Source organism: uncultured Maribacter sp. (genome assembly GCF_947500985.1).
In the GTDB taxonomy this organism is placed as follows: Bacteria; Bacteroidota; Bacteroidia; order Flavobacteriales; family Flavobacteriaceae; genus Maribacter.
Window position 1 is genome coordinate 507,569 of the sequence record NZ_CANMTX010000002.1, and the last position, 26,971, is coordinate 534,539.

General features: G+C 34.4%; 24 protein-coding genes. 10 read left to right on the plus strand and 14 right to left on the minus strand.

Annotated elements, in window-relative coordinates:
• Nucleotides 1-7 precede the first annotated feature (7 nt).
• The 3 genes from Q0871_RS05810 to Q0871_RS18730 form a co-directional block, all read right to left on the minus strand.
• Nucleotides 8-1,555 (minus strand): M20/M25/M40 family metallo-hydrolase, encoded by a 1,548-nt coding sequence (locus Q0871_RS05810; protein WP_299319325.1) that lies wholly within the window; start codon nucleotides 1,553-1,555, stop codon nucleotides 8-10.
• Nucleotides 1,556-1,772: 217 nt separating this feature from the next.
• Nucleotides 1,773-3,065 (minus strand): Zn-dependent hydrolase, encoded by a 1,293-nt coding sequence (locus tag Q0871_RS05815; RefSeq protein ID WP_299319329.1) that lies wholly within the window; start codon nucleotides 3,063-3,065, stop codon nucleotides 1,773-1,775.
• A 110-nt stretch (nucleotides 3,066-3,175) separates the two neighbouring features.
• A complete protein-coding gene (locus tag Q0871_RS18730) occupies nucleotides 3,176-3,346 on the minus strand; it encodes a CDGSH iron-sulfur domain-containing protein (protein WP_367275133.1) in 171 nt (56 codons plus the stop codon).
• 186 nt (nucleotides 3,347-3,532) lie between these two features.
• Between Q0871_RS18730 and Q0871_RS05820 the strand changes: the two genes are divergently transcribed.
• Nucleotides 3,533-4,168 (plus strand): chloramphenicol acetyltransferase, encoded by a 636-nt coding sequence (locus Q0871_RS05820; RefSeq protein WP_299319333.1) that lies wholly within the window; start codon nucleotides 3,533-3,535, stop codon nucleotides 4,166-4,168.
• A gap of 28 nt (nucleotides 4,169-4,196) precedes the next feature.
• Here the strand turns inward: Q0871_RS05820 and Q0871_RS05825 are convergent, their stop codons facing one another.
• Nucleotides 4,197-5,699 (minus strand): sensor histidine kinase, encoded by a 1,503-nt coding sequence (locus tag Q0871_RS05825; protein WP_299319337.1) that lies wholly within the window; start codon nucleotides 5,697-5,699, stop codon nucleotides 4,197-4,199.
• Nucleotides 5,700-5,918: 219 nt separating this feature from the next.
• On the opposite strand from Q0871_RS05825, the gene Q0871_RS05830 reads away from it, so the two are divergent.
• From Q0871_RS05830 to recQ, 6 genes are all read left to right on the plus strand, one after another.
• Nucleotides 5,919-6,608: a GNAT family N-acetyltransferase gene (locus Q0871_RS05830; protein ID WP_299319340.1), complete on the plus strand. Its 690-nt coding sequence runs from the start codon at nucleotides 5,919-5,921 to the stop codon at nucleotides 6,606-6,608.
• Between the two features lie 202 nt (nucleotides 6,609-6,810).
• A complete protein-coding gene (locus Q0871_RS05835) occupies nucleotides 6,811-7,416 on the plus strand; it encodes a hypothetical protein (protein WP_299319344.1) in 606 nt (201 codons plus the stop codon).
• 257 nt (nucleotides 7,417-7,673) lie between these two features.
• Entirely contained in the window at nucleotides 7,674-8,579 is a 906-nt protein-coding gene (locus tag Q0871_RS05840) for an IS1595 family transposase (RefSeq protein WP_299319347.1), read from the plus strand.
• A complete protein-coding gene (locus tag Q0871_RS05845; protein ID WP_299319351.1) occupies nucleotides 8,572-9,567 on the plus strand; it encodes a P63C domain-containing protein in 996 nt (331 codons plus the stop codon). Before Q0871_RS05840 ends, Q0871_RS05845 begins: the two co-directional genes overlap by 8 nt.
• Nucleotides 9,568-9,958: 391 nt before the next feature.
• On the plus strand, nucleotides 9,959-10,291 hold the full coding sequence (locus Q0871_RS05850) for a single-stranded DNA-binding protein (protein ID WP_299319354.1): 333 nt from the start codon (nucleotides 9,959-9,961) through the stop codon (nucleotides 10,289-10,291).
• Between the two features lie 140 nt (nucleotides 10,292-10,431).
• Entirely contained in the window at nucleotides 10,432-12,516 is a 2,085-nt protein-coding gene (gene recQ / locus Q0871_RS05855) for a DNA helicase RecQ (protein ID WP_299319358.1), read from the plus strand.
• Between the two features lie 19 nt (nucleotides 12,517-12,535).
• Here recQ and Q0871_RS05860 read toward each other — a convergent pair whose 3' ends face one another.
• The 5 genes from Q0871_RS05860 to metG form a co-directional block, all read right to left on the minus strand.
• Complete coding sequence (locus Q0871_RS05860) at nucleotides 12,536-13,369, minus strand: phosphatase PAP2 family protein (protein WP_299319362.1); 834 nt, start codon at nucleotides 13,367-13,369, stop codon at nucleotides 12,536-12,538.
• Between the two features lie 78 nt (nucleotides 13,370-13,447).
• Complete coding sequence (locus tag Q0871_RS05865; RefSeq protein WP_299319366.1) at nucleotides 13,448-14,350, minus strand: histone deacetylase; 903 nt, start codon at nucleotides 14,348-14,350, stop codon at nucleotides 13,448-13,450.
• An 8-nt stretch (nucleotides 14,351-14,358) separates the two neighbouring features.
• The gene (locus Q0871_RS05870; RefSeq protein ID WP_299319370.1) at nucleotides 14,359-16,497 is read right to left on the minus strand and encodes a Tex family protein; all 2,139 of its coding nucleotides are present in this window, start codon (nucleotides 16,495-16,497) and stop codon (nucleotides 14,359-14,361) included.
• Nucleotides 16,487-17,659, minus strand: coding sequence for a tetratricopeptide repeat protein (locus Q0871_RS05875; protein ID WP_299319373.1), 1,173 nt, complete (start codon nucleotides 17,657-17,659; stop codon nucleotides 16,487-16,489). The genes Q0871_RS05870 and Q0871_RS05875 overlap by 11 nt, the downstream gene beginning before the upstream one ends.
• Nucleotides 17,660-17,763: 104 nt before the next feature.
• Nucleotides 17,764-19,830 carry a methionine--tRNA ligase gene (gene metG, locus Q0871_RS05880; RefSeq protein ID WP_299319376.1) on the minus strand — a complete coding sequence of 689 codons (2,067 nt, stop codon included), beginning with the start codon at nucleotides 19,828-19,830 and terminating at the stop codon, nucleotides 17,764-17,766.
• A gap of 192 nt (nucleotides 19,831-20,022) precedes the next feature.
• Between metG and Q0871_RS05885 the strand changes: the two genes are divergently transcribed.
• The gene (locus Q0871_RS05885) at nucleotides 20,023-20,202 is read left to right on the plus strand and encodes a hypothetical protein (RefSeq protein ID WP_299319381.1); all 180 of its coding nucleotides are present in this window, start codon (nucleotides 20,023-20,025) and stop codon (nucleotides 20,200-20,202) included.
• Between the two features lie 57 nt (nucleotides 20,203-20,259).
• Here the strand turns inward: Q0871_RS05885 and Q0871_RS05890 are convergent, their stop codons facing one another.
• Together Q0871_RS05890 and Q0871_RS05895 are read right to left on the minus strand one after the other, a co-directional pair.
• The gene (locus Q0871_RS05890; RefSeq protein WP_073241963.1) at nucleotides 20,260-21,963 is read right to left on the minus strand and encodes a DUF1501 domain-containing protein; all 1,704 of its coding nucleotides are present in this window, start codon (nucleotides 21,961-21,963) and stop codon (nucleotides 20,260-20,262) included.
• Nucleotides 21,964-21,974: 11 nt separating this feature from the next.
• Nucleotides 21,975-23,468 (minus strand): DUF1800 domain-containing protein, encoded by a 1,494-nt coding sequence (locus tag Q0871_RS05895; protein WP_299319385.1) that lies wholly within the window; start codon nucleotides 23,466-23,468, stop codon nucleotides 21,975-21,977.
• A 186-nt stretch (nucleotides 23,469-23,654) separates the two neighbouring features.
• On the opposite strand from Q0871_RS05895, the gene Q0871_RS05900 reads away from it, so the two are divergent.
• Both Q0871_RS05900 and Q0871_RS05905 read left to right on the plus strand, forming a co-directional pair.
• Entirely contained in the window at nucleotides 23,655-24,014 is a 360-nt protein-coding gene (locus Q0871_RS05900) for a YraN family protein (RefSeq protein ID WP_299319389.1), read from the plus strand.
• Between the two features lie 88 nt (nucleotides 24,015-24,102).
• Nucleotides 24,103-24,762, plus strand: a complete 660-nt coding sequence (locus Q0871_RS05905) for an aspartate kinase (RefSeq protein ID WP_073241969.1) — start codon at nucleotides 24,103-24,105, stop codon at nucleotides 24,760-24,762.
• Here the strand turns inward: Q0871_RS05905 and Q0871_RS05910 are convergent.
• From Q0871_RS05910 to Q0871_RS05920, 3 genes are all read right to left on the minus strand, one after another.
• The gene (locus tag Q0871_RS05910; RefSeq protein ID WP_299319396.1) at nucleotides 24,759-26,078 is read right to left on the minus strand and encodes a TlpA disulfide reductase family protein; all 1,320 of its coding nucleotides are present in this window, start codon (nucleotides 26,076-26,078) and stop codon (nucleotides 24,759-24,761) included. The genes Q0871_RS05905 and Q0871_RS05910 overlap by 4 nt on opposite strands.
• Before the next feature lie 163 nt (nucleotides 26,079-26,241).
• Nucleotides 26,242-26,574: a hypothetical protein gene (locus Q0871_RS05915; protein WP_299319399.1), complete on the minus strand. Its 333-nt coding sequence runs from the start codon at nucleotides 26,572-26,574 to the stop codon at nucleotides 26,242-26,244.
• Nucleotides 26,575-26,582: 8 nt separating this feature from the next.
• A complete protein-coding gene (locus tag Q0871_RS05920; protein WP_299319402.1) occupies nucleotides 26,583-26,912 on the minus strand; it encodes a hypothetical protein in 330 nt (109 codons plus the stop codon).
• Between the last annotated feature and the right edge of the window lie 59 nt (nucleotides 26,913-26,971).

Genomic DNA, 26,971 nt, shown 5'->3' on the forward strand with positions numbered 1-26,971 from the left:
TTAATTATTAGTCTTGTCCACCTTTGCGTTGTGGTGTTCTTGGTGTTGGCCATTCTCCTTTTTCACCAGATCTAGGGTTAATACCTAACACTGCTTTTTCGCGTGATGTTTTCTCTGGATCTTCACAAGCCATATACGTAATAATAGCTGTTAGAATAGCATTGTTACGTACGTCATCAAATACTATCTTGTCATACGTATCTAGATTGGTGTGCCATGTGTAATTCCAATAATCCCAACTAAGAGAGCTTAAAGAAAAAGCAGGTGCACCAGCAGCAACAAAAGAGGCATAGTCAGAACCACCACGCCCAGGTGAACCCGGGAAGGTAGTTTCTATTTCATTTTTATACGTTTCTGGTACGGCTTCTAACCAACGCCCTAAATAATCATAGGCATGTAGAAAACCTTGTCCCGATAAACGAACAACACGACCGGTACCATTATCTTGATTGAAAACGGCTTGTACGCCAGCTACAATTTCTGGGTGGTCTTCAACAAATGAACGAGAACCGTTTAAACCTTGTTCTTCACTACCCCAATGTCCTATCAATATCGTTCTTTTCGGATTCGGATATACTTTTTTAAGAATTCGAGCAGCTTCTAACATGGTAATTGTGCCAGTACCGTTATCAGTTGCTCCCGTTCCACCATCCCAAGAATCGAAATGAGCAGAAAGAATTACATATTCATCTGGGAATTCAGTGCCAGGTATGGTTGCTATGGTATTGAATGTAGGTACCACGCCTAGGTCTTTAGATTCCGCTACTATTTTAATCTTAGTATCGGCACCATGTTCAACCATTCTGTACAGCATTCCATAATCCTCTAAAGAAATATCCACTGCAGGAATTTTATCAGTACCTGCACTAAATATTTTGTTAGCGCCAAAACCTTCAGACCATCTTGACTGTGCAATACCTACGGCACCTGCTTTTTCAAATGCCGAATTGATATTTCTACTTGTGTAGCCTGTATTGTTAATATTCTGTCTCCATATTTTTTCGATAGAATCGCGCTCCGTTTTCATTTTCTCGAAGGATGATTTTGTTGCGTATTCTTCCCAGTTTTCATCTGGTCTACCTGTAGGTTGCAGCATGCTAATCATAACTATTTTCCCTTTAACATTAGGAAGCCATTTTACAAATGATAAGGAATCTTTGAAACTTGGCAATGTTATTAAAGATGCGGTAACACCTTTAGAGCCTGTGCCTGGGTTCCATGCCAATTGTGTGGCGTGAAGCGAAGCTACACGTGGCGATACCATATCTACATGGGTAACACCTCTTTGCCAGCCTTTCCAGGTTCCCCATTGTTGGTTTTCGGCAGAAATACCCCATTTTTTATAGGTGTTTATTGCCCAGTCATGTGCTGTTTTCATCTCTGGCGTACCCACTAAACGTGGTCCGTTGAGGTCCATTAATTCGTAGGCTAATTGCTCTAATTGCGAGTTTTCAACGCCTTCTTTTTCAATGGCATTGACAATGTCTTCTGTAGTTTGCGAAATTGCGATGGTAGTGCATAGAAAGTATGCACAAATGAGTAGTCCTTTTTTCATGTTCAAGATAGTTTGTTAGTTGAACTAAGGTACTCATTTAAGGGCGTAAAATAGGTGTTAAAATTTGTCGGATTTCTGAAGGAAACGAGGTAGACTTTCTTTAATTGGAAAAGCTCAATATTCTTCACCGCTTTATTTTTAAGTGCGATTTAATTATGGAGTTTTGGTTAGCTTAAAATATATGATTCATCGATAGATGAATGATTTTTTAAAACTATTATTTAAGCTTATCGTCCAATGCCAAAATAGTCCGCAATAATACATTGGCACCATTTGCCATGTCAACGGCAGAGGTAAATTCTTTAGGAGAATGACTTATTCCGTTTTTACTTGGTACGAATATCATTCCCGTTGGTGCAATAAGTGCCATGTCTTGGGCATCATGACCCGCGCCACTTGGCATTGACTTGTAACTAAGTCCAAGAGATTGAATACTTTTTTCAATTTCAGATTGTATGGTTGAATCCATAATTGCAGGGTCTGCTGTGGTATCTAGTTTGTTAAAAATGATTTCTACGCCAGATTCATTACTAATTTCTACAGCTCTTTTTTCGATAGTAGTATATATCTCTTCAATAACTTCAGAAGACAAATCTCTAATTTCAAGACTAGTAACAACATGTCCGGGAATTACATTAGGTGCTCCTGGTTCTGACTTTATTCTACCAACGGTTGCAACTTGTGAACCATCAAAACTTTTGGCAACCTCATTGACTGCAATGATGAATTTTGAGGCTGCTAATAATGCATCTTTTCTGGCATTCATTGGTGTTGTACCTGCATGGTTGGCAAAACCGTTGAATTCAACATTCCACCATTTAAGTCCCACAATTCCTTTGACAATACCAATCTCTAAATTTTCTTTTTCAAGAGTGCCTCCTTGTTCAATATGTAGTTCTATAAAGGCAGCAACGTCTCCTTTTTTACGAGCCACTTCTGCTAGTCTGGTGGTATCTCCACCTAATCTCATCATACCTTCGCCAATGGTGTACCCTGTTGAATTTTTAACGCCAAAAGCACTTTTATTCAAATGACCGGCGATTGCTCTACTACCTACAACACCACCTTCTTCATTAGAAAATATGATAATTTCTAAAGGATGTTTGGTTTTGACTTTATTTTCATCAAGCACTTTAAGAACTTCTAAAGAAGCCATACTACCAACACAGCCATCATAATTGCCACCATGCGGAACGCGGTCTATATGTGAGCCAAATGAGATAGGTTTCATATTTGGTTTTGTCCCTTTTCGTATTCCAATTACGTTGCCAGCATAATCGATATGAGTTTCAATATCCATAGTTTTTAATTGCTCAATAACCCATTGCTGGGCTGCAATATCGGCATCACTAAAAGCAACACGTTCGGTTTCACCATTTTCTTGAATGCCAAATTGGGCAAGATCCATAATGCGTTTTTCTAATCGGTCTTGATTCACCGAGATTTGAGCGATACCTAATAAAGGACTAACAATTAAAAGTAAAGTAATTATATTCTTATATTTTTTCATGATCCTTTATGTTAAAGTGTTTATATGTCTCTGTCAATATTCCAAATATAGGTGTATACTTTTGAGATGTAGTATACACCTCATAACTTATGTATTAGAATTTTGATTGGTTATCCTATCCATTCTATTTTTCTGTGCGATTCATCGCAAAATGGTTTGTTTTCTGAAACTCCGCAACGACAAAAACCTGTAGTTCCTTCTTTTGTAACAATTTCGGCCGATGCTAATTGAATTTGTAATTTCCCTTTAATCTTTAGCGGTCTGTTATTAGTTACAATAATATCTGTAGTGCATTGGTCTTTGTTTTCTTCCTTAGTTTTTTAATGTATTATAATAATTTATAAAAAGTGAAATAACATCCTTTATTTGAAAAGTACAAGTTATCACAATTTTAAATTGAAATTTGAGGTTGTATATTTATTGCTGAATAAAACTGATTAAAACCTAAAATCAAGGTCAACAAATAGATGAAAAAAGAATTAAATATAGCGAATTGGAATAGGGCAGGTCATTTCAAGTTTTTTTCGCAGTTCAGCGAGTCTTTTCATGGGGTAACCGTAAAAGTGAATTGTTCTAAAGCCTATGATTATGCGAAACAATCTGGCAACTCATTTTTCTTGATTTATTTACATAGAACTTTAAAGGCTGCTAATGCCATAACTCCGTTTAAATATCGCATTGAAGATGGTAAGGTGTTCGAGTATGACTGCGTACATGCATCGCCAACCATTGGTAGAGATAACGGTACGTTCGGTTTTTCTTATGTCGAGTATAAAGATTCGTTTACTGAATTTAGAGATGCTGCCAATAAAGAAATTGAAAAGGTTAAGATTTCTACGGGATTAGAATTGCCCGAATGCGGTATCAACGTATTACATTGTTCAAGTATGCCATGGCTAGATTTTACTTCGGTTTCTCATGCTCGGCATTTTGAATTTGCAGATAGTTGCCCAAAAATTTCATTTGGTAAAATGACTGGTGAAGGTGAGCATAGATTTATGCCAGTATCAATACATGTGCATCATGCTTTAATGGATGGTTATGAAGTAGGTTTATTTGTAGCCGATTTTCAACGATTAATGTCGCAAGAAGGAGAGGTTTAGAAGGAGAATTAAATAATATGTCTGTTAATTATATTTGAGGTGCTACTTGCTCATTTGTTACGGTTTTGAAGCTTAAAATGAACTCTGTGCCTTTATTTATCTCGCTTATACAGCTGATTGTACCACCGTTCATTTCTACGAAATCTTTGGTAATCATTAAACCAAATCCGGTTCCTTTCTCACCAATTGTACCTTTCCTTACTGTTGGTCCACTATTAATTTCAGATGTGTTTTGCCAGTCGGTATTCATTCCCAATCCAAAGTCTTTTACTCCTATTTCAACGATATTAGAAGTGCATTTAGATGACAATATTATTTTTTGACCTTTCTCGCTAAACTTGATAGCATTAGAGGTTAAATTACGAAGAATGACCTTTAACATGTTTTCATCAATAAAGAGTTCTCTACAATAAATTGCCAATTCTATGTCTATACCCTTATCATTCGCCATTCTTTTAAACTCCTTTTTTATGGAAGTGAACAGTATATCTAAGTCGCATATTTTTTTGTCTAAATTGACACCTTCTAGTTGATTATACGACCAATCAAGCAAAACGTTAACCATAGAAATTCTATCGGTTACTTCGTTTTTTAATTTTTTTGTAATCTCTTTTAGTTCACTTTCTTCTAGCTGACTTTCAATCATTTCTACAATGGTACCCACATTATTAAGAGGGCCTCTAACATCATGGGTTAGAAGCGAGAATAATTTATTTTTAAGTTTATTTACTTTTTCAAGTTCCTCATTTTTATATTCTAATTCTTGCTTAGCGACTTGTAAATGTTTGGTTTGTTTTTCAACTTCTGTAGTAAGTTTACTATTGGCTTCAACCTGAATTTTTATAGTATTGTCTTCAATAGATTTATACTTGTAGCCAACCAAAATTGAGAATAAAATTAATTGAAAAGTCACAAGAATTGAGGTTATTAGTATTATAAGGTCTCCGTCGACATCGTAATATTTTTGAGTAAACCATGCTCCTACATAAAGAATTGAAGCAAGAAGGTAGGGTGTATAGGAATATAAATAATACTTATTAAATTTTTCAGCTTTATATAATCGTATACCTGAAAATAGGCTTAGAAGTGCTGTTGATAAGGCCATGATCGCAGCTAACATTATTAAAGAGCTGTCTAACCATTCTATTTTAGCGATAACATTGTTTAGAATATATAAAATAGGTAAGCAAACTATGATTAATGCAAACGCTTTATAGATTATAGCTAAATTTGTTTGGTTGTTTACAGAAATATTGAGGTAGCTTTTTGTAAACATTAATAGCCCGAAAGTTGATATCATTGCTGTGATAAGTGTAGCTTTATTAGCCATTAGTATAACCTGATCACTGTAAAAACCTTTGATAATAAGAGATAGACTCCAGTGTAAAGTCAGACCGAAAATTAGAATAAAATAGTACAGAGTAATTTTATGTCTTAAAACAAGAAAAGAGAGTAGGTGGTATATGCCAAAAACGCCAAAAATAGACGCAAAGACAATCGTTGTTAAGTATCTAAAATCAATGATATCCATTTTGTAGGTATGAATTTATTAAGTAGCGAGATATAGGTCAAAAATGTCTTTTATTATCCCTGCTCTTTGAATTTATAAATTTTTATTGAGAATCTAGTAAGCTTTTGGAAGCATCTTTAATATCGTATATTTTTAATTCATTTTTTTAAATTTCTAATTCATAAGATGCACAGTTGGTTTGGGAATTAATAATTTGCGTAAGATTTGATTCGCATTAAAATGGTAAAATTAGAAGAACAACTTAAAAATCCGGTTTGGTATTCATTAAATGAGACACATAAAAAATTTGGTGTTGAATATGACGGAGTGCGATTTTATGATCAAGAGGTATGCACTTTTGGGTCTTTTTTTGATGAATCAAAAACCGAAAAAGCTTCTAGTCAATATATAAAAACGACAGATAGTTTCTTCTTCGTATCAGAGAATCAAACCCCAATTATAGATGACGCTAAAATTGTTTTAGAACGAAAAATTGATGGCTGCCAAATGGTTTTAAAGCAACTGCCAGAAGTTTCAATAACAGAGGATATTGTCTTATTGACCAATGAATATATTGATGAGGTGTATGACTTAATCTGGTTGGTTATGCCTGGTTATTATCGTAGAAGAACTTTTGTAATGGGTAATTATTACGGAATTTTTAAAGACGGAAAATTGGTTTCAATAACCGGTCAGCGAATGCAAACGAATCTTTTTATAGAAGTAAGTGCCGTTGTTACTCACCCCAATTATACCAAAAGGGGATTTGCAAAACAACTCATCGTGCACACTACAAAAGAGATTTTAAAAGTAAATAAAACACCTATTCTACATACCAATAAAGGAAACTTGGCTATACCTCTTTATCAGAAATTAGGATACGAATTAACCAGAGATATGAATTGGTGGACGTATCGTAGAATTGATTAATCCCACTTTTTATGGTTAATATTTTTTGTTTTATTCTGCATTCTATTATGGTTCAACAGTTTAATCCCTTTTTTATTTCATTTTAAATAATTTTTAAATATCTGTATATAGGTAACTATATACAACATTACACCGATATGTAGGAAAATATTTATTATCTAATAATATTTTATATATTTGAGTTTGACCTAACCAAACCTATATGTATTTAAATATAATACTCCAAACTGAAGGAGGTTTTGAAAAATGGTTCGTTTTGAACCTTGAGACTATAATTATTACTTTAGTCTTTGGTGTTATTGCAGGTGTAATTTCAGCAGTAACCTTTTATTACTTAATGAAGTTAATAAAACCAAATATTGAAATAAGTGAACATATTGCTAGAAGACAGATAAATAACAATGGGGTAACTGAATATGAGTATATTATTAAGATAATAAACCATACATCTTCAAATGTTGAGGATGTATCTTATCAATTATTTATTATGGAGGATTATTTCCATGGAACAGGCAAAAATTATTCTGCAAGAGAGCTTGAATTCAAAGGAGCTAATTCAATGAAGTTTTTAACAGGAAAAGAAGAAAAGAATGATAGTTATCATGATAATTGTCGACAAATAAGAATAAAGGGAGATTTAGAAGGAGAGTGGGACAAGAAGAAAGAATGGTTACAGTTTCAAATTGTTTCATATCATTCAAAATCAGGAAGTAGGCATGTTCACAAGAGAAAATATACTAATCCATCAGTAACTATAAAAGATGGTATATTTGATTCAGGAGAGACTTTTAATATATTGACCGAATAACGGATTTAATGCAATTTTAACTTGTATTACACGTTTTTCAATAACTTACTACATATATTTGTATAATCATTAAAGCTAAAAATCATGAAAGCAACAAACGATATTATTCACTAAATTTATTTATTAACCCATTATACGAGAGCTTCTTTAAAAGAAGCTCTTTTTTTTTGATTAAAATTTAAATTAGCACTTAATTACACCAAATAATTAGGATTGGTGTAATTAAAGTATTATCTTAGTAGTGTAATAATACCACTATGATTAACCAAGACTTTAACTCGATAATAGATTTAATCAAAGCCTTTCCAACTCAACAATCTTGTATTGACCATTTAGAGCAATTAAGATGGAACGGAAATGTTGTAAGTCCTTTCGATGCTGAATCTAAGGTTTATAATTGTAAGGGGAACAAATACAAATGTAAGAATACAGGTAAATATTTTAATGTAAAGACCAACACTATTTTTGATAATACAAAAATTGAACTTCAAAAGTGGTTCTTAGGTATATGGTTAGTTACTTCTCACAAGAAAGGTATTTCATCTTTACAATTAGGTAGAGATTTGAATATCACTCAAAAATCAGCTTGGTTTATGTTATCTAGAATTCGTCAATGTTTCGGTATTGATAACGATACTCAATTAGATAACGAAGTTGAAGCAGATGAAACTTTTGTAGGTGGTAAGAACAAAAACAGACACGCTAATAAAAAGACTAGAGGTACTGCGGACGATAAAACACCAGTTTTAGGAATGGTAGAAAGAAGCGGTAAGGTAATCGCTAAGAAAATACCTAATACTACTTACGAAACTCTATCAACTGAAATACTTAAAAGTGTAAAGGAAACTGCAAAACTTTATACTGATGAATACACATCATATAAGCGTTTAAAAAGAGTTTATGATCACCAAGTAGTAAAGCATAGTAGACACCAATACGTACAAGGTAGAGTGCATACCAATACAATAGAAGGTTTTTGGTCTTTGTTAAAGAGAGGTATTTTTGGAATCTATCATTTTACTTCTAAAAAGCACTTACAATTATACGTTGATGAATTCGTATTTCGTTACAACTCAAGAACTTCTAGCGAAGCAATGAGATTTAATTTATTTTTACAGAACACCGAGAATAGAATCACTTATAAAGAATTAATTAATGGATAATTTACCAAAGGCAACCCATGAGGGGTTTTTACCGATAGCAGGGAATCAATTAAAATGTGCTGTTTTAGATAACGGTGTAAGAATTCTATCTCAAAGTGCAGTATATAAGGCTTTAGATAGGACAGCAAGGAGTAAGAGTAAAGTCGGTAATAGGGCTGATCAAATGCCTAGTTTTTTAGATGCAAATAACCTTCAAGAGTTTGTTAATGAGGAACTTATGCAGGTGATCAACGAAGTTGATTATATTGATTTAAACGGTAAACCTGCAAGGGGTTATAATGCCCGAATCATTCCAAAAGTGGCTAATGTTTATTTGGAAGCTAGAAGAGCAGATAAATTAACCAAAAAACAATTACCTGTTGCAGAAGCATCCGAATTGTTAATTTCTGTTTTAGCTGATATAGGAATTACAGCTCTCGTTGATAGAGCTACTGGTTTTGTTCAGTTAAAAGATAAAGCTAAAGATAATGTTGTTTTATTTTTAGAAAGATCACTCCATTTAGAACCTGCTAAATGGGTTAAAACATTTAATGATGAATTTTTTGAAATGATATTCAATATGCATGGTTGGAACTGGACTAAGACATCTAAGAGACCAGGAGTAGTGGGGCATTATATTAATGATTTAGTATATTCTAGGATTGCACCTAATTTTTTAACAGAATTAAAAAAATTAAATCCAAAAATTGGGAAGGGTAGAAAAAATAAACATCACGATTACGCTACAAGAGAATTTGGACATCCAGTAATAAAAGACCATATAGCTGGACTAATCGCATTAGGAAGAGTTAGTAATAATGATTGGAGTTTGTTTAAGCAAATGGTTGATAAAGCATATCCTGTATATGGTCAAACATTGAAATTAGATTTTGCAATTGATTATGACACTAAATTAATTGCTGAGAGTGTTGATGAAAATAAAGAATTATCTAATTTAAATAAAAATTTAAAACAAGGATTGAATTGGAATCCTAATGAAAATAAATAGCATCGGTTTTGACCGTACAGTCTTGGAAACGTCATAAGAAAACGATTCATTGACAATGCAACACGCTCATTGAAATTCGGAATATTTTTAAGTGAAAAAAGTTATGCTCTGCTATATTGAATAGTGATATAGCAATCATAATACAAGTAACTATTAATCAACCGAAAAAAATACAGGATATAGCATCCGAAATTAAACTTTCCTTTTAAGTGTAAACAAGTATATAGTTACCTGTATATAAGCATTATAAAAGTTTATAAACGACTGTAAACGATAACAAACGACAGTAAGTGTTTACATACCGATTAAACTTTCAATGCTGTTCTAGGTTTGCAGTGTCGAGTCGTAATGACTTGATAGTATGAACTGTTAAACCATAAAAATTAGTAAGATGAACGCATTAAAAAACAAAGTACAGTTAATTGGAAATTTAGGGCAAGACCCAGAAATCGTAAACTTAGAAGGTGGTACCAAATTGGCGAAGTTTTCTATCGCCACAACTGATAGTTACAAAAACGCAAAAGGTGAAAAAGTTGATGATACCCAATGGCATAATATTGTAGCCTGGGGAAAAACAGCTGAGATTGTAGAGAACTATTTAACCAAAGGAAAACAAGTTGCAGTGGAAGGTAAACTTACCCATCGCTCTTATGAAACAAAAGAAGGTGAGAAAAGATACATCACAGAAGTTAGATGTAATGAGCTGTTGATGTTGGGGAAGTAGATGAAATCTTTACGAGGAAGTACAAGGAAGTAATCTGTTAGTTTGGTACACGAATTTGGAAGATTACTTCTTGCCTCGTAAAAATCTAATCCTGTGAAAAGACCAGCTAAAGACATTTTCAAACACTATTTTTGCAAAACATGACAGCAAAAGAAAAAGACCTAATACCATTATTAAAAAAGCATTTTGGTTACGATTCATTTAAACCGAATCAATTATCAATAATTGAAGATGCACTTAGTAAAAAAGATGTGTTGGCGATTATGCCAACTGGTGGAGGTAAGTCCCTTTGTTATCAGCTGACGGCATTGGCTCTTGAAGGAACTGCGATTGTGATTTCTCCGTTAATTGCTTTAATGAAGGATCAAGTAGATGTTTTAAAAGCTAACGGAATTGCTGCCGAATATTACAATAGCTCTCAGACTCAAGAAACACAGCAAGAGATTCTAGGAAAATTGGAGAGAGGGGATTTGAAATTATTCTATGTGGCTCCAGAAAGTTTGGGCTTTTTTAATAACATTCTTGGGAATTTAAAAATAAGCCTGTTCGCTGTTGATGAGGCTCATTGTATTTCTTCTTGGGGACATGATTTTAGACCTGCATATACTCAGCTTGGCGGATTAAAAAGAAGGTTTCCGAATATTCCGATATTGGCACTTACGGCTACTGCCGATAAGACTACCCAAGACGATATCGCTGATCAATTGCAAATTCCGAATGCTGAGCGTCACTTGGCATCTTTCAATAGGCCTAATTTATATCTTGATGTAAAACCTGCTCAAGATAGAATTAAACATATTCTTGATTTCTTGGATGACAGACCTAACGAAAGCGGAATTATCTATTGCCTTAGTCGAAAAAGTACAGAATCTATTGCTGAGAAATTACGTAATGCGGGTTTTAAGGCCAAAGCGTATCACGCAGGTATGTCTTCAGATGAACGCTCTACTGTTCAAGAAGAATTCATTACCGATAAGGTGCCAATTATTGCAGCAACCATTGCTTTCGGTATGGGTATCGATAAAAGTAATGTGCGTTGGGTCATTCATTATAACCTGCCAAAGAACATAGAAGGGTACTACCAAGAAATTGGTCGTGGCGGTCGTGACGGATTACCTGCTCACGCCTTATTATTTTACAGTTTTGCCGATGTCGCTCAGTTACGTAGGTTTATTACACAAAGTGAAAATGCAGATGTTGAATATGCTAAATTAGAGCGTATGCAACAATTCGCAGAGGCATTAAGTTGTCGTAGAATCGCTCTACTAAATTATTTTGGAGAGCAAGTTACAGAAGGTTGTGGAAACTGTGATATCTGTAATGCTCCACCTGCTTATTTTGATGCTACACTGTTGGCGCAAAAAGTTTGCTCTGGTGTTGCTCGTTTAAAAGAACGCGAACCCATGGGTATGGTTATTGATGTTTTAAGAGGTGCGCAGAATGCTCAAGTTCTAGAAAAAGGCTATCAGAATATCAAAACATATGGTGCCGTAAAAGATGTCTCTTGGTTAGACCTGCAGCAATATGTTATTCAGTTATTAAACCAAGGGGTACTAGATATTAACTTTAGGGAAGGTGCAAGACTTGGGTTAACTGAACAGGCGAAAGAGGTTTTATTTTTAGGTAAAAAAGTTCAGTTGGCAGTATTACAAAAGGAAACAGAAAAGACAAAGGCTGTCGCAAAATCACGAACCAAGAAAACTAATTTATTCGAAAAGCTTCGTTTACTTAGACAACAAATTGCAACAGAACAGAATGTACCTGCCTATGTCGTTTTTGGGGATGCGAGTTTGAAAGATATGGAGGCTAAACTTCCAAAAAACAGAGAAGAGTTTATGCAAGTCTCTGGAGTAGGGCAGGCTAAATTAGAAAAGTATGCGGATGTGTTTATTGCTGAAATAACTAAAAATGCTCCTGCTAAGAAATCAAAAAAAGCAACTCACGATCAGACTTTTGAATTGTTCAGTAAAGGGTCAACTGTTTCTGAAATAGCTACGTCAAGAAATTTGTCCGAGAATACGATATACGGACATTTAATGAAAAAGCATGCCGAAGGTGAAGACCTAGATTTAAATCAGTTTGTTGATACTAAGGAAATAGCAGAAATAGAGAAGGCAAAATCAGAACTAACAGAAGCTACAGGTCTTAAAGACTATTTTGAATTTTTTGAGGAGAAAATGCCGTATTGGAAAATTAAGTTTGCTTTGTATATGTTAGACTCTTAGAAATGGATAGTTTTCCGTTTTAAAAATTAACGGTAACACCCAATTGACCTGGTCCAAAATTAAGATTCCAACTTACCATTTTTGTTTGGTCGTTGTATTTCTCTTCATATCTTTTATCTAGATACCTATCAATAGATTCTACAGTTGCAATACTAATGGCAAAGGCAAATACCATATCGCTTAAATAATGCTGGCCATCCCAAACTCGAGAAATACCCGGGATAGCCCCCAATGTGTAAATACCTGCTTTTACCCACGGATTTTTAAATTGTTTTCCAATTGCATAAGCATTTGTAAAAGCCAGTAAAGCATGCCCAGACGGGAAAGAATGAAAGTTTCTGCTTGAGTTAAAAGGGTCAAATGTATCCTTGCCTAAATCTGCCAAAGGTCTTGCCCTACCTACTACAGATTTTAATACCTGTTGTAGAAGTCCGGCAGAAGTAGCTGATGATACCAATAGTACTCCTGTTCGTCTTAGTTTTTCATTTTTGGTAATTAAACCTACAGCATATACGCCAGATGTTGCTAAATAATTATTCTCTGGACTACCGTAAAATTCACCATAGTCACGAACAACCTGTGGTATGCCTTCTCTGTTGTTTCTAATAAACCGTGATGTTTCGTCATCTGCTAAGTACACTAGCCCTGTACCAGCTACTACAGCCCCAAATTGAGCCCATTGCTCCCCTTTCCAATGGAAAGGACGTACATATGAATGTCCAACTCCTAGGAACATGCTACCTACATCATACTTCAACATATTCCATCGAGTTTCGGTCGAATCTTTACTAAAATCTTGGGCGTTTAATGAAATGCAAAATGTTATGCCTAAGAGGATTATTAGATTTTTCATATTGCAAATTTAAAGTTCTGCTGGTTTTAATTATAACCAAAAAGGTATTTTATTTTGCTCTAAAAACCTTCAATTGTACTAAAAATACAGTTTCTGTGCCAATCGAAATGTATTGGCATGGGCTTCAACTATAATTTTGATATCTGGCGAGTAGCCACCACCCATACTACAATGTACAGGTATATTCGAATTATGACATGTGGTTAAAACAAATTCATCCCGTTTTTTACATCCTTCTAATGTCATGCTCAGGGTTCCAAGTTTATCACTATCTAGTATATCAACTCCGCATAAATAGAAAATGAAATCTGGCTGAACTTTAGCTATTAATTTGGGTAAATTTTCCTTTAGAATTGAAAGATATGTTTCATCAGTGGTTCCTTTTGGCAATGGAATATCTAAATCCGATCTCTCTTTCTTAAACGGATAATTACCTTCCCCATGAATAGAAAATGTAAAGACGGCATCATCATTCTGAAATATTTCTGCTGTTCCATTACCTTGATGAACATCTAAATCTATAATGAGAATTTTCTTTGCAAGATCTTTATTCAATAAGTATCTAGCACCAATGGCTTGGTCGTTCAACATGCAAAATGCCTCGCCGTGATCGCTATAGGCATGATGTGTTCCACCGGCAATATTCATGGCAATACCATATTCTAAAGCAAAATCACATCCTTTTATCGTTCCATCGGCAATAATACGTTCTCGCTCTACTAGATCTTCCGATAGGGGAAAACCTATTTTTCGAGCCATTTTGGACGAAATCATCATATTCAACAAATCATAGAAATACTCGGGGTCGTGAACAGCTACAATATGTTTGTCATTTGGGATGTCTGGTTCAAAGAAATTTTCTTCGGTGCAGGTACCTTCATAAATTAATTGTTGCGGTAATAACTCATATTTTTCCATAGGAAAACGATGTCCCTCTGGTAACGGATGTTTATATATAGGGTGATTCGCTATTTTTAGCATCGGTTCAATTATTTATGCAACTTTAATTGAATACGTTTTCTTTGAACATCAACTTCTAAAACTTTTACAATAATTTGCTGATGTAAATGTACATGTTCGTTTACGTCTTTTACAAATGAATCAGATAGGTTAGAAACATGAATTAATCCGCTTTCTTTAATACCAATATCTACAAAGCAACCGAAATTGGTGATGTTATTTACAATGCCAGGTAACAACTGACCACTATGTAAATCAGTAATCGATTTAATGGTTTGATCAAATGTAAACACCTTTGCTTTTTCTCTACGGTCTAATCCTGGTTTTTCTAACTCTGAACGAATATCTTCTAAGGTAGGTAGCCCGACTTCATTGGTGCAATACTTTTGTAGATCAATTTCTTTAAGTACAGTTTTATTACCAATCAAAGATAATATTTCTGTTCCTTTATCTTTTGCCATCTGTTTGACTATACCATAACTTTCGGGGTGTACGGCAGAGTCGTCAAGCGGATTTTCAGCATCTTTTATGCGTAAAAAGGCTGCTCCTTGCTCAAATGCCTTACCACCTAATCGTGGCACATCCATAATATCTTTTCGGCTTTTAAAAGCACCTTGTTCTTTTCTTTGAGCAACAATATTTTCTGCTAATTTTGGGCCAATACCAGAAACATAACTCAATAACGGAACGCTAGCGGTGTTGATATTCACTCCTACAGAATTTACACAACTTTCAACAACGGTATCTAAAGAATTTTTTAATTTAGATTGGTCAACATCATGTTGGTATTGCCCAACACCAATAGATTTTGGGTCAATTTTTACCAGTTCGGCAAGTGGATCTGCCAAACGCCTGCCTATAGATACGGCACCACGAACAGTAATATCGTAATTTGGGAATTCATCTCTCGCAATTTTAGAAGCTGAATAAATAGATGCTCCTGCTTCACTTACTACAAATACTTCAACAGGATTATTGAAAATTACCTTCTTTACTACTTGTTCTGTTTCTCTTGATGCTGTACCATTACCAATAGCGATAGCTTCTATTTTATATGCATTAGCCAATGAACTCAATTTTTTTATTGCACCAGCAACATCATTTTGTGGCGCATGCGGATAAATAGTTTCATTATGTACCAAGTTGCCTTGTGCGTCTAAGCAAACCACTTTACAGCCAGTTCTAAAACCCGGGTCTATGGCAAGAATATTTTTTTCCCCTAATGGAGCGCCCAATAACAATTGTCTTAGATTGTTAGAGAAAACTGCAATAGCTTCATCATCTGCTTTTTCTTTGGCTACTTTTAATAGTTCGTTGGATAAGGATGGAAATAGCAACCTTTTGTAAGCATCTGCAATGGCAAGTTCAATTTGCTTCCCGCAGGCATTATTTGTTTTTATAATTCTGTTTTCAATTCTGTCGAGTAAACGTTCGTCATCTAGCTCAATTTTAACCCGGATAAATTTCTCTGATTCTGCACGTAAAATAGCAAGCAATCGGTGCGACGGACATTTATTTAAAGGCTCGCTCCACTCAAAATAATCTCGGAATTTCTGCGCCTTTTCATCATCTTTTTTTGTCCCTATTACTTTGGTGCTAATAATAGCAAATCGTGCTAACTGAGACCTTATGGAACTTCTTATATCTGTACGTTCATTGATCCATTCAGAAATAATATGACGGGCACCTTCTAAAGCATCATCTTCATTTTCTACATCTTTGCTAAGGTATTTAGAAGCCGTAAACTCGATATCATCATTGCGTTGTGCCATAATGATTTTTGCCAATGGCTCTAATCCGTTTTTACGCGCAACTTCAGCTTTTGTTTTTTTACTTTTTTTGAATGGCAGGTATAAATCCTCTAACTGAGTAAGGTCTTCAGAATTTTCGAACTTTTGTTTTAGCTCAGCCGTTAATACGCCTTGTTCGTCAACAGCCTTTATAATGGCTTTTTTTCTCTTTTCTAATGCTTCAAACTGTTCTTTAAATTGAACGATAGCACCAACTTGTACTTCATCTAAATTGCCCGTACGTTCTTTACGATACCTAGAAATGAAAGGTATTGTACAATCTGCATTTAAAAGCTCAATAGTATTTTGAATTCCTTTTTCTGGGAGTTGGGTGTGTTGAAGTATGTAGGCGAGTACTTTCTTATTGTTAATTCCCATTGTTTTTTAAATAGTTGCTAGTGTTTTTAAGTTTGGTTTTAGCGTAAATATCATCGGGATTTCTAGCTAATTCCATTTCATAAAATTTAATTGCTTCCTGAAATTTTTTCAATGCAAACATGGAATCTCCTATATTTCTATATACAGTTTTATAATTTGGATTAATTTTTGCTAGAAACTTCCATGTTTCGCAAGCATCTTGGAATTTTCCCGTTTCAAAAAAACATTCTCCTTTTACTAAATAGGCAATTTCATAATCTTTGTCAATACTTATTACTGTATCAAATTCAGCTATAGCTAAATCATATTTCTTTAAGAGTTTAAACGTGGCTCCTCTATTAAAATATGCTCGCGTATACACTGGATTTAATTCAATGGCTCTAGAATAAAATTTTAAATCTTCTCTATAATCTCCTAGACGTGTATAAACTAATCCTTTATTGAAGTAGTAGAGCGATTTTCTTGGCTTTAAGTTAATAGCTTTAGAAAAATCTGATAACGCTTTCATTAATGAAAGTTGATCATTATTGGAATGACCCAAATTGGAATATATTACTCCACGGTTATTTAAATAGTAAGAATCATTTGGGCTATTATTGATAGCAAAATTTAAATCAATTAGGGCTTCTTTATATTTACCTTGATATTCATAAAGGGTACCTCTGTAAAAATATGCATCTATTAAAGTTGGAATTGTTATAATAGATTCACCAAAGTCTTTAATCATCTTGTTTAGACTATTCAAATTAACTTTCTTGGTATAGTCATAATATATCTCTGAATTGACCCTAGGGTTAAAATTTTCTTGATATAGTGTTAATCCCCTGTAAAAATAAGCCTTGCCATTTTTTTTGTCTAAACTTATTGCTTCAGAAAATGATTTTAATGCTTTTGAGTAATCCAATAAATATAATTCAGCAATACCTGTATTAAGTTTTGAATTGGAAAATTCCGTTAAACTTTTAGCAAAAATGTCTAATTGCTCTTTTGTAAATTTTTTTGCTGTATTGTCTAACTTGTTTCTACTCAGTATTTCCTCTACTAAAGCATCGATTTTCACACCATTTTCAACAGATTGTTCATATGCTTTTCCTGCATCGTTTGAAAAAAAAGAATAATAGGTGGTTATACCTGGGATTATAGTGAAAATTAATAACCACAATATGGTTGAATATTTAAGCTTATGATAGTGACATCTGTAAAAAAATTTAAGTTTCCCTTCTCTTTTACAAGGGGTGTTTTTACTATTTTTTCCAAGACATTTCATTAACTTATACCTTCACCATTACCCACACTATCCTCATCTGGGTTAACGAATACCAATTTACCATCGGCATTTTCTGTCATTAGAATCATGCCTTCACTATCTACACCACGTAAAGCTCTTGGTGCTAAGTTTACCAGTACAGTTACTTTTTTACCTACGATATCTTCAGGTTTAAAGCTTTCTGCAATACCAGATACAATAGTTCTAACGTCTAAGCCAGTATCCACTTTTAAGACTAAAAGCTTCTTGGCTTTTGCCATTTTTTCAGCTTCGATAATAGTACCTACACGCATATCTAGTTTAGAAAAATCATCGAATGTTATGGTATCTTTTTGCGGCATTAGTTTTTTGTTTTCGTATTCGTTCGCTTTTTTAGTTGCTTCAAGTTTATCTAGCTGGGCTTGAATTTCGCTATCCTCAATTTTTCTAAATAATAGTTCGGCTTGATTGATTTGGTGATCAGCTGATAATAAAACTGAATTGGTAGATACGTCGTTCCAGTTTAAGTTTAAATCGATATTTAGAATATTCTTTAGCTTGTGAGAAGTAAACGGTAAAAATGGTTCGCTTAATACGGCTAAACCAGCCGCAATTTGTAAAGCAACATTCATAATTGTTTTTACACGTTCTTCATCTACCTTAATTACCTTCCAAGGTTCTGCATCTGCTAAGTATTTATTACCTAATCGAGCAAGATTCATTAGTTCTTGACCAGCTTCTCTAAAACGGTAGCGCTCAATAGAACTAGAAATGATTACTGGATATTTTGATAATTGTTCAAGTGTCTCGTTATCTACATCGGTTAAGCTTCCTGTAGCAGGTACTTTACCTTCGTAATACTTGTTGGTCAATACCACGACTCTGTTAATGAAATTACCTAAAATGGCTACTAGTTCATTATTGTTACGTGCTTGAAAATCTTTCCAAGTGAAATCGTTATCCTTAGTTTCTGGTGCATTTGCTGTTAATGTGTAACGCAGCGAATCTTGCATTTCAGGAAAATCTACCAAATACTCATGTAGCCAAACAGCCCAGTTTTTAGAAGTAGATAGTTTGTTTCCTTCTAAATTCAAGAACTCGTTGGCCGGTACATTTTCTGGTAGAATATAACTGCCTTCCGCCTTTAACATAGATGGGAAAATGATACAGTGAAAAACGATATTATCTTTCCCAATGAAGTGAACTAATTTTGTATTTTCATCTTTCCAATAGGGTTCCCAATCTTTTCCTTCACGGGCTGCCCATTCTTTGGTAGATGAAATATATCCGATAGGTGCATCAAACCAAACATATAGTACTTTGCCTTCACCACCTGGTACGGGTACTGGTATGCCCCAATCTAAATCTCTGGTAACGGCTCTTGGCTCTAACCCGCCATCGATCCATGATTTACATTGTCCGTATACATTGGGTTTCCAATCGTCTTTATGACCTTTTAAGATCCATTCTCTTAAAAACTCTTCATATCTGTCTAAAGGTAAAAACCAATGTTTTGTTTCTTTAGTTGTAGGTACAGTTCCGGTTATAGTTGATTTCGGATTTATTAAATCGGTGGAATTTAAACTAGACCCACAATTTTCACATTGATCACCGTACGCCTCTTCATTACCACATTTAGGGCAGGTTCCTATCACAAAACGGTCTGCCAAAAACTGTTGTGCTTCTTCATCATATAATTGAGCAGTAGTTTCTTCAATAAAATCGCCTTTGTCATAAAGATTTATAAAGAATTCTGAAGCCGTATCGTGATGAACCTGAGCAGAGGTTCTTGAATAATTGTCGAACGTTATACCAAAATCTACAAAAGACTGCTTAATTATTGCATGGTACTTATCAATTATATCTTTTGGGGTAACACCCTCTTTTTTTGCTTTCATTGAAATGGCTACACCATGTTCATCGCTACCGCAAACAAAGGCAACATCTTTACCTGTTAATCTTAGGTAACGAGCGTAAATATCTGCTGGCACGTAAACGCCTGCTAAATGACCAATATGAATTGGACCATTTGTATATGGTAATGCAGCAGTAATCGTATATCTAGAGGGTGATTTAATATCGGACATCAAAATAAATTAAGCTACAAAAATACTGAATTTGAAGGGAGAATTACTAATTACTTAAGATTAGTAGTAAGCTACTAGATTAAAATTTTAACCGTGTCTAACTATGTCGTTCATGGATATTTTATACTAAAAACATTTAGAATCTGTTATAATGTAAGAAAATACCTATTTATAAACTAAAACATAGATGTTATGGCTGTTGGTAATTCAAGAAAGTTAAAGCTTGATGAAAGCATAGAGAAATTTAATGAAGGAATAGAAGATGCACAAACAAGTAAAGAAGATGTTGTGCGGCTTTACAAAGACAAGAACCATAGAGTAAAAAAAGAATTGAGGTTTGAGTCCAAAATGAACAAATCGAAATTGGTATAAAATAAAAAGCCTTATTCAATTAAATTGAATAGGGCTTTTTACATAGTGGGAAACAGATTAAACTACCATCACTGATTTACTCATTTTTTGGTTTTGTACATTAATACGATAAATGTACTTACCTGTTGATAGTTGTTCGGGCATGCGCTCTCGTATATTTATTTCGGTAGAACCTTCAAACATCATTTCGTTAAAAACGGTGCCGACTTTCTGACCAAGAATATTAAAAAGCTCAATATCTACATGTGCCGAAAATGGCATTTCTAAATAGATGTGTGGAGTACTATCCGTTGGATAAAAAGGTTTATGTACAACAGCATTTATTAAGTCTGGGTTAAACGGAGTCTCTGCTTCTTCATCAGGATACACAGGTGGTGTTACTTCGCCATCACTATATACAATATCAGGGAAAGCCTCTCCACTACAACTAAAGCCTAAGTCTACCGGTACATACGGTTTGTAGTTCAATAAATGTGCTTCAACCAATGGTATGTCTACACATAGCCATTCTGCTAGAACGGTAGCATAGAGATCTCTAAAATCCATTGTGTATTCTAAGTTTCCGCGTCCATCTGGGTCATCTAACGTTGGGTGGTCGCCAACAAATGCACTACCATTTAAACCTGATCCAAAAAATAAGGTCGGTGTTGCTTTACCGTGATCGGTACCATTAGAACCATTTTCAAAAATTCGTCGTCCAAATTCAGAGAAGGTCATGCTTAGTACTTTATCGTCTTGCTGGGTAAAGGCTATGTCTTCATAGAAGTTGTTTACCGCAACAGATAAATTAGTCATTAAATTGGCATGTGCCTGTGGTTGATTACCATGGGTGTCAAAACCGCCCATTGAAATCATATACACCTTTGTGCCAAGGTTACCTTTTATTAATCTTGCTATAAGTGCCAATTGGCGTGCAAAACTATTGTCTTGATATTCTACTTGATTTTGCCCACGTGTGTAAGCATCATGTATAATACCAGAATATTCATAAGTTGTATTGGCTACTCCTCTCAAAAATTTCAACTGATCACCGTACATACAGTCATTGAATAAGGTATCATCTAAACCATAGACAACGCCAGATTCTGCAATTTCCTCTAGTTGATCAACATTAGAAGTTACAAATGCATAATTGGTTTCATCTCCTTGAAATACCAAACTACCAAACTGTCCAATTTGTATGGCAGCTGGTGCCGCTGGGGGATTAACTAAATAATCTGGGTACATGTTTTCAAAATGCCTACCCATCCATCCGGTATTTAAACCGCTAAATCCTGTAGTTTCTATGTCGGTGTTGGCAAAAATATCTGAACCTGTAAAGTGAGATAAACTTTGTCCTTCATAACCTACACCATGCACTGCTTTAAACTGACCTTCTTCCCACATTGGAGCTAAAGAACTCATGTACGATGGTACACCAAATTCATCGGTCAATTTTAAAACTTTACTTTCTGGTATATAGATATTTGGTCTTGCATTGGCATAACTATCGTATTGTTCTATAGGTATAACCGTACTTAATCCATCATTACCACCAGACAGGCGAATAAGTATTAAGATATTATCTGTTTCTGCAGCTGATATGCCCGCCGATAATGGAGATGGGGCAGAAGCCGATAACATATTTGCACCTAGCATCATTGAGCCTGAGCCCGCAATGCCCATTGCTTGTAAAAAAGAGCGTCTGCTCCATGTTTTATGTTCTTCATCATGACCTTCGTGTTGAAGACCTTTAAATGGGGAGTGGTGTGTGTTGCACATAAGAGTAGGTGTTATTTTAATTGAAACTCAGGTTGTCTAGCTAAATATTGAAAAAGGAGGTATACTTGAAACGGACCTTGTTGCCAAGTAGCCAGCGTCCATGATTCTTGATTACCACCATTGTAGTAAACATCTTCTACATCACTTCTGAATATGGCAAATGCTTTGGCATATTCTTCTTCGTTTAGAAGTCCCTTAGTTAAAACGAAATCTATAATTAGTCTAGCAACCTCGTCGGGGTTTGAGCTTGTTAAACCTGTATTTCCTGATATTTCGAGTCCAAATGTTCTAAATTGCTCATTGTCGGCCATATAGAATTCTTCTAATATGCTTTCAATGGTAAGCCAACGCCCAATCATAAAATTGGTGTTGATCCAAGACCTGTCTCTTTGCCAACCGGCAACATCAAAAGGTTCAAATATTTCTTGACTTAATAAGGCACTGTAATTGACCATTTCGGCAACATTCGTGTCTGTATAACTAAAGCCCGATTCGTTTAGGGTGTTAAAATAGAAATCTACCGGACTCTTTATAATTACTCCAATAGCTTCATCGTCGAAAAAGTGCTGGCTTTTAAATAATACTCTTAGGACTGGTGCCAATTCAAAGTCATTAGTTACTAATGTCGCAGCCAAACCATCGATAATTATTTGTGCGTTATTTGCATCATCTTTAGAATCTGGGTGTACAAAAAATTCATATAATTTACGGCAGATGAATTCTGCTATCTCTGGAGCTCTTTGTTCAAAGAGTATATTAATCACATCATCATAACCCCAATTACCTGTTTGTCCAAGTATGGTTTTGGAACCTTCATCATGCTTAGTAGCATCAAAGGCTACAGCTGAACAACCAACTTCGCCTCGTTCTACATAACCACTTAAGGCTTTTGCTGTTTCTATAATATCTTCTTCAGTATACCCATTGCCTTCACCCAAAGTAAATAGCTCATATAATTCACGAGCATAATTTTCATTAGGGTTGTTGCCGTTATTATATACACCATCTAAATAATACAACATGGCATTGGTTAACCCAATTTCGCTAGTAAAGGTTTTAAAATTACCTAAAGAGTTGCGTTGAAGACAGTCTATATATTGATATAAAAAAGAATTACAGTTATAAACTTCTAATTCAGTAACAAAATGATTGCTCCAGAAAAAGCTTAGCCGATCTCTTAAATTGTTATTTAAAAGACCATTGGCATAAGCCAATTGAAATTCAGATTTTTGCTCTCTTTTTAGTTGATTACTTGCATCACTATCTGCAGGGTAGTTGTCATTGTTCCAATTTGCCCAAGCAGGTGTAGCTATTTCAGGCATATTCAAAGCTTCATCTACCAAACTATCTACCAATGCACTGGCAGATTGACCCGTTGCTTGGTTAATAGTTGCCACTGAGGCACTAAAACCTAATCGGCGGTATAAATGAGCTGCTCTTAGCTGATCTAAATTAGCTGTATATGGAGCAAGAGTAGAAGTATTACAATTAATGAAATATTCCATATTCTTAAATAGGCATTTGTATTACGTTCGTAGAGTTGGGGCTTCTATGCTAAACGTTTCGAAATTTGGTATAGTATTTAAAACTATCTATTTTCGATAATAAGATTTCAAATAACGAGATTTATTGATAAAAAGGCGATGAAATTCCTGTTTTTTCGATGAATTACACAATCTACGTACTACATCATGGGGAAACACAATGAATTTGGTAAGGAAGGGGAGCAGATAGCGGTAGATTATCTCAAAAAAAACGGCTATGTCATCAAGTATAAAAACTATAGATACTTAAAGGCCGAAATTGATATTATTGCTAAAACAGGTGATGTGTTGGCAATTGTTGAAGTGCGTTCAAGAAGCTCAAATTTTATTGAGAATATTGCTGAGACGGTTACACCTAAAAAAATTAAGCTATTGGTTATGGCAGCCGACCACTATGTTACTGATAATAACTTAGACGTTGAGGTACGTTTTGATATCATAACTATACTTAAAAATAAGAGCGAGTTTGAGCTAGAACATTTAGAATCTGCCTTTTATCATTTCTGAGTAATCTACTAAAATAGTAGATTTATTAAAAAACATTTTGTTTTATTTATAACAAGTTGTTATATTTGCACAACAATCATATAGTAAAATGAAAACAATATCATCAGTCGTTGAAGAGTACATTAAGAAAAAGCCATTTTTACAAAGTGCTCTAGCACAGGGCATCATCAATCTTACATCGCTATCTAGAATAGTGAAACCAGAGATTGAGCATGAATTAGGTAAAGACATTCGTAATGGCGCAATTGTAATGGCATTGAAACGCCTGTCTGATGATTTGGAATTTAGGGCAACCCATAAAATTCTAAAAGTATTGAAGAATATTGGTGAGATCACCGTAAGATCTTCGCTTACCGATTATACTTTTTTAGCATCAGATAAAATATTGGTACATCAAGCTAAGTTGCTTGAAGAGATCAACAATAATCAAGATGTTTTCTATACCTCTAGCCGTGGTGTAAACGAAATCAACATAGTAATTAGCAATGTGATGGATAAAACAGTTGAGAGACTGTTTAAAGATGAAAAGTGTACACAAAAAGCAGAAGAACTTTCATCTATAACCGTAAAACTACCTGCTGAAAATGTTTCGGTACCTGGTATTTACTACTTTATTTTTCAGAGGTTAGCTTGGGAAGGCATTGTTCTTTACGAAGTAATTTCAACAACAAATGAATTTACAATTCTAGTAAATGATGCTCAAGTAGATATGGCATTTAAAACCATAAAGGATTTAAAGGCGCTTTAGTTTTCTAAAAACTCTACGACTTCTTTATCAGATTCTGGTTTTGCCAAAAATCGTTTTTCACTATCCAATATAAAATAGGTAGGTGTGCTTTGTATGCCAAAAGTATGTGCATACTCACTTTCCCATCTACCTAATGCTATAGCGTGATTAAACCCTGGTAATGTTGCAGAAACTTCTTTCCAATTAACATCATCATCTTCTAACCCTATAGCTATTATTTTTAGATTGTCGTACTCTTTAACTTCTTCATGTAATACAGGAAGCTCTTTTAAACAGTGCGAACAGGTGCTGCTCCAGAAAACCAGTAAATAATTCTCCGCTTCTTCCATGGCTAAAAGCGATTGTTTTTTATCATTTGCCTGCCAAGTAATATCTGGCGATACTGCTCCAATTCTCAATCTAGATGCTAGTTCTAGCTCATCGACCAATTTTTGATTATTGTTAGCTATTGCTAATTTCTTCAAATAGTTTTTAAAAATATAATCTTGAACGCTGGGCATATCATTTACATCAGCTATTTTCCATAATTGATGCATAGACCTTTCTTGAAAACCGATTGGAGTAGTTTTTATAAACTCAGCTGTGGTCTTTACGTTTTTGTTGATCTCAATTGCTAATTGCTCTTTTGTAGTGATATCGGTGGGTAGTGCCGAAAAAACATAACTAGAGAATTTATCGGTTAAGAAATTAGAACCTTGTAGAACTGGGTCGTTAATTGCTAAATGGTCAAAATGATGTTGCTTTTTATTTTTAAGAAATGTTTCTAAATCTTCAAATTCTGACGGAATGTAACTTCTGTTCGCCTTAATGAATTTATGGGCAATAGTTGTAGCATGCTTTTCTTCAAAAGTGGTCTGTATAGCATTTAATTCTTTTATAATGCTTGTATACTCTTTATTCGACTCGTTATTGTTTTCATAAAACTCTATAAGTTTATCTTGCGCAGCTGTTATCTTAGAAAAATATTCTCGGTACCACTTATTTTCTTCAGAATTGGTAACGGTCAAGCCATCTTTAAGATTGAAATTGAATTTTACATCTTCTTTCTTATTGTAAATGACATCGATATAAAACTCATCTTGTGGTACGGCATATACCAGTCTATACATTCCCGCTTGGGCGGTTAAAGGCATTTCTAGTTCAAATGACCCATCTTTAACGGCGCTGTCAATGCTATAACGTTCACCATTCGGGGTTAGTTCATAGGCAATCAACCATTTGAAATCTTTAGGAGGGGAAAAGTTTCCGGCAATGGAACCTTGGGCTTGAATACTAAATGAAATGAATAAGAGGCAAATACTAATAAGAACTTTCATACTTTTTTTAAAACAATTATCGGACCAATATGTATAATGTTAATTACAAAGTGAACTATTATGTTTCTTGAAATTCACATAAAGTGCTGTTGTAATGGAGTGTACTATAAAGTCAATAAAAGTAATATTCAGAAAGCAATTGTGGGCTTTAATTTTGAAAAGCTTATGAAAATACTTTTTTGATTTCCATATGACCAAGAGCTTCAGTTATTTTTAGAAGCTCCTTATCGTGAACAAAACCATCGGAAATAGCTACTTCGTTTAAAAGTTTGGCTACTTCTCTCTTTTTAGGTAAAGACATTAAACTTAGAATCTTAAAAGCTTTTTCCTTATTTAAATTTCTTGCTTGACCAACAAAGAAACTATCAAAAGAAAAACGGTCCATTAGCTTGGTAAGGTAGCGCATTTCAGCAGGGTCAACTCTGCTATCCGCCAGAATAACATAGTCTACCATTTTTACTACAGCTAATTTCTCTTCTTTTGTAAAATCTATCATACTTTTAATTACTCTGTTTCTTCTCCAAGTCCAATATTAATGAATGTTTCGATGATTAAGTCCATTTCTTTTTTATGGATATCACCATCAGATATAGCAACTTCATCAAGGATCTCTGCTAAGGCTTTCTTTTGTCCGTGTGGTAAATTGTAGAGTGTGACTAAAGCATTATCGTACTCTAATAACTTTGCGCGTTCTAAAAATGCATCGTCAAAACCAATTTTGTCTTTAAGTTTATTTAAGGTTTCTAGCTCGCCAGGGTGAATTTTACCGTCAGCCGCTATAACTTCATAAATCATCTTTACAAAGGCTGCTTTTACAAATTCTTCAAACTCCATACTATTTATTTTGGAGTTGAAAGATATGAAAAACAACACGATTTTTAATAGTCTTTAAC